Source organism: Hydrogenophaga sp., assembly GCF_036675665.1.
Lineage (GTDB): Bacteria > Pseudomonadota > Gammaproteobacteria > Burkholderiales > Burkholderiaceae_C > Hydrogenophaga.
On the sequence record NZ_JAKFEO010000092.1, the window covers coordinates 1 to 3,812 of the forward strand.

General features: G+C 67.4%; 4 protein-coding genes. 3 read left to right on the top strand and 1 reads right to left on the bottom strand.

Annotation, left to right across the window (positions count from 1 at the left end; genetic code table 11):
• From V6M63_RS21290 to V6M63_RS21300, 3 genes are all read left to right on the top strand, one after another.
• Positions 1–316, top strand: a 316-nt coding sequence (locus V6M63_RS21290; RefSeq protein WP_442909630.1) for a metalloprotease, incomplete at its 5' end; no start/stop codon positions are given.
• A gap of 7 nt (positions 317–323) precedes the next feature.
• Positions 324–1,610: a tryptophan--tRNA ligase gene (locus tag V6M63_RS21295; RefSeq protein WP_332745179.1), complete on the top strand. Its 1,287-nt coding sequence runs from the start codon at positions 324–326 to the stop codon at positions 1,608–1,610.
• A 36-nt stretch (positions 1,611–1,646) separates the two neighbouring features.
• A complete protein-coding gene (locus V6M63_RS21300) occupies positions 1,647–2,261 on the top strand; it encodes a response regulator transcription factor (RefSeq protein ID WP_332745180.1) in 615 nt (204 codons plus the stop codon).
• A 165-nt stretch (positions 2,262–2,426) separates the two neighbouring features.
• On the opposite strand, the gene V6M63_RS21305 is transcribed toward V6M63_RS21300, so the two are convergent.
• Positions 2,427–3,581: an IS30 family transposase gene (locus V6M63_RS21305; protein WP_332745181.1), complete on the bottom strand. Its 1,155-nt coding sequence runs from the start codon at positions 3,579–3,581 to the stop codon at positions 2,427–2,429.
• Between the last annotated feature and the right edge of the window lie 231 nt (positions 3,582–3,812).

The window sequence follows — 3,812 nt, forward strand, 5'->3', positions numbered from 1 at the left end:
CACCGTGCTGGTGGGCATGGGCCTGAACGAACGCTTCTTCCTGGAGATGGCCAAGGCCGGCGTGCTGGTCAACCTGGTGATGTGGGCCTTCAACCTGTTCCCGCTGCCGCCGCTGGACGGCGGTCGCATCCTCGCCGGCCTGCTGCCGCCGCGCGCGGCCTGGACCCTCAGCCGCATCGAGCCCTGGGGCTTCTTCATCGTCATGGGCCTGGTGATCGCCGGCATCGTCGGCAGCTTCTGGCTGCGCCCGCTGATCACCCTGGGCTACGGCGTGCTGGGCGTGCTGCTGTCGCCGCTCAACGCCCTGCTCTCCTGACCTGACAATGACTGCTCCCGTCCGCTACCTCACCGGCATCACCACCACCGGCACCCCGCACCTGGGCAACTACGTCGGCGCCATCCGGCCCACCGTGCAGGCCAGCCGCCGGCCCGGCACCCAGAACTTCTACTTCCTGGCCGACTACCACGCCCTGATCAAGTGCGACGAGCCCGCGCGCATCCAGCGCTCCACGCTGGAAATCGCGGCCTGCTGGCTGGCGGCGGGGCTGGACCCGGAGCACGTCTACTTCTACCGGCAGTCGGACATCCCCGAGATCCCCGAGCTGACCTGGCTGCTGACCTGCGTGACCGGCAAGGGCCTGCTCAACCGGGCCCACGCCTACAAGGCCCAGGTGGACAAGAACAACGCCGCCGGCGTCGACCCCGACTCGGACGTCACCGCCGGCCTGTTCATGTACCCGGTGCTGATGGCCGCCGACATCGTCATGTTCAACGCGCACAAGGTGCCGGTCGGCCGCGACCAGGTCCAGCACCTGGAAATGGCGCGCGACATGGCCTCCAGCTTCAACCACCTGTACGGCGAGCACTTCACGTTGCCCGAGGCGCAGGTCGACGAGGCCGTGGCCACGCTGCCGGGGCTGGACGGGCGCAAGATGAGCAAGAGCTACGACAACGTGATCGCCCTGTTCGGCCCGCGCGAGCAGATGCGCAGGCAGATCTTCTCGATCGTCACCGACTCGCGCACGCCCGGCGAGCCCAAGGAGGTCGAAGGCTCGGCCCTGTTCCAGATCTACCAGGCCTTCGCCGACGAGGGCGAGACGCAGGCGCTGCGCAAGGCGTATGCCGAGGGCATCGCCTGGTCCGACGCCAAGCAGCTGCTGTTCGAGCGGATCGACCGCGAGATCGCGCCCATGCGCGAGCGCTACGAGGCGCTGGTGGGCCACCCGGCCGAGCTGGAGAAGATCCTCAAGGCCGGCGCCGGGAAGGCCCGCGCCATCGCCACGCCGTTCATGGCCAGGCTGCGCGAGGCCGTGGGCCTGCGCAACCTCGCTGCGCAGCCGCAGTCCGCCGGCAAGGCCAGGACCAGGGCCGCCCTGCCTTCGTTCAAGCAGTACCGGGAAAGCGACGGCCGGCACTACTTCAAGCTGGTCGACGCCGCCGGCGCGCTGTTGCTGCAAAGCGTGGGTTTCGCCTCGCCCCAGGAGGCGGGCCGGGCCGTGGCGCGGCTCAAGCAGGAAGGCCTGGCGGCCCTGGGCGACTCCGCGCGCCGCGCCGAGGGCGTGACCGAGGAACAGGTGGGGGCCGCACTGGCCCAGCTGGCCGCCGGCTGAGCCGGCCCCGCCTTGGCGCTATCCTTGCAGTCCGAGATGAAAGCCAATCCCAACCCCACCATCCTGTACGTGATCGACGACCACCCGCTGATGCGGGAGGCCGTGGTGATGCTGCTTCGCCGGATGCGGCCGGGCGCGCGCGTGATCGAACTCGATCGCATCGGGGGCATGGAATCGGCCGTGCGCGAGAACGGCTTCCCGGACCTGATCTGCCTGGACCTCAAGCTGCCGGACACCACCGGCACCTCGGGCGTGCACGAGATGAAGAACCAGTTCCCGGACGCGCCGCTGGCCGTGTTGTCGGCCTCGCCGGCCGCCGACGCGGAGGAAGCGTGCATCGAGGCCGGCGCCGACATCTACATCGAGAAGTCGGCCGGGGCCCAGGAGATCGGCAATGCGCTGCGGGCACTGCTGAACACCGACGGCAGCTTCGAGGAGCTGGCGCCCACCGACAACAAGCTGTCCAAGCGGCAGAAGCAGCTGATCGTGATGCTGGACCGCGGCCTGTCCAACCGCGAGATCGCCGACGAGCTGGGCATCAGCGAGCACACCGTCAAGGTGCACCTGTGGCGGCTGTTCCGGCGGCTGGGGGTCAAGAGCCGCACGCAGACGATCCACTTCGCGCGCACGCACGGGCTGCTTTCGAGCTGACGGGGTCGGCAGGCGCGACAAGGCCGCGAACCGCTAGCCGCAGGCGGTGCCATTGCGGGCTTGACCCGCTCCCGGTGTCATTGCGGGCTTGACCCGCAATCCATCACCTGGCCTCCGGACACGCGCAGCTGCCGATCGGGCGTCCGGAGATGGATCCCGGTGAGTTCAACCGGTCAGCGCAACGCTTGCCGCCAATTTATCAGCCGGTGTGATGTAGCCGAGGGTCTTGCGTGGTCGAGTGTTGAGCTTGGTGGCTATGACGTTCAGCTGCCGCTGGCTGAAGGCAGACAGGTCTGCGCTTCTTGGCAGGTACTGGCGCAGCAGCCCATTGGTGTTTTCGTTGGATCCTCTCTGCCAGGGGCTGCGTGGATCGCAGAAGTACACCTGCACGTCAGTGGCCACGGTGAAGGCCTTGTGCTGCGCCAACTCAGTGCCGCGGTCCCAGGTCAGCGTTCTCATCAGGTTCTCAGGCAGTTTGCGAACTTGGCCGATGAGCGCGCGAACCACGCTTTCGGAATCCTTGCCCTCCAGCCGGGCCAGCGCAACGTAGCGCGAATGACGCTCCACCAGGGTAGCCACGTAGCTGGGGCCTGCCCCCACGATCAGATCGCCTTCCCAGTGGCCCGGCACGGCCCTGTCCTCGACGTCAGCAGGCCGCTCGCGAATCGAGATCGCATCGACGATCTGTCCCCTTTTGGTGGGCATCACGGCCACCGTGCGGCGCATCTGCTTGCGGCTGCGCAGGTGCGCCACCAACTCCTTCTTGAGCACCCCTCGGGCCTGAATGAACAGACTGCGGTAGATCGTCTCGTGAGACACCTGCATGGCCGGCTCATTGTGATGTACCAGGCGCAGCCACTTGGCAATCTGCTGGGGCGACCAGTCCGCCTGCAGCTTGGCGGCCACCAGGTCACGCAATCGCTCCTCGCGCGCTAGCAGGCATGCCTTGGGCCGCTCCGCCCGGCTCCAGGCGGTCCGGTCCGCCGCCGCCGCCCGGTACGCTTGGCATCCGCCATTGCGAGCCACTTCGCGGCTGATCGTCGAAGCCGAGCGCCCGAGGCGTCGCGCCACCTCACGCAGTGCCAGCCCCGAGGCCAGACAGCGCGAGATCTCCTCGCGCTCGGCCAAGCTCAGGTGCTTGCACGAGCGGCTTCGCTGCCGCGGCTCGATGCCACCTTCCTGCTTGATGATCCAGTGCACCGTGCCGCTGGCCCTGCCCAGCGCCGCACCGATCTCATTGAGACTCTGGCCAGCTTTCCAGCGGCTCCAGAGCTCCGCCTGCTGCCACCGAGTCAGCCCTCGCGACTTCGCCTTCTCCATCCCGATCTCCAACAGTTTCGATACTGTTGCATTGACCGGTTGAACTCACCGGGATCCATCTCCTGTCGCGCTGAATGCGCACGTGCCGTATTCAGACGACGGGTGATGGATTGCGGGTCAAGCCCGCAATGACATGTTGCTTCGGTCAAGCCGCAATGACATGTTGCTTCGGTCAGGCCCGCATAGACATGTCACGTCGATCAGGCCTGCAATGACGCGAAGACTTCGTCC

Excerpts from the sequence above, each read along its gene's own strand:
- V6M63_RS21295 (WP_332745179.1), top strand. The coding sequence starts at position 324 with ATGACTGCTCCCGTCCGCTACCTCACCGGCATCACCACCACCGGCACC.
- V6M63_RS21300 (WP_332745180.1), top strand. The coding sequence starts at position 1,647 with ATGAAAGCCAATCCCAACCCCACCATCCTGTACGTGATCGACGACCAC.
- V6M63_RS21305 (WP_332745181.1), bottom strand. The coding sequence starts at position 3,581 with ATGGAGAAGGCGAAGTCGCGAGGGCTGACTCGGTGGCAGCAGGCGGAG.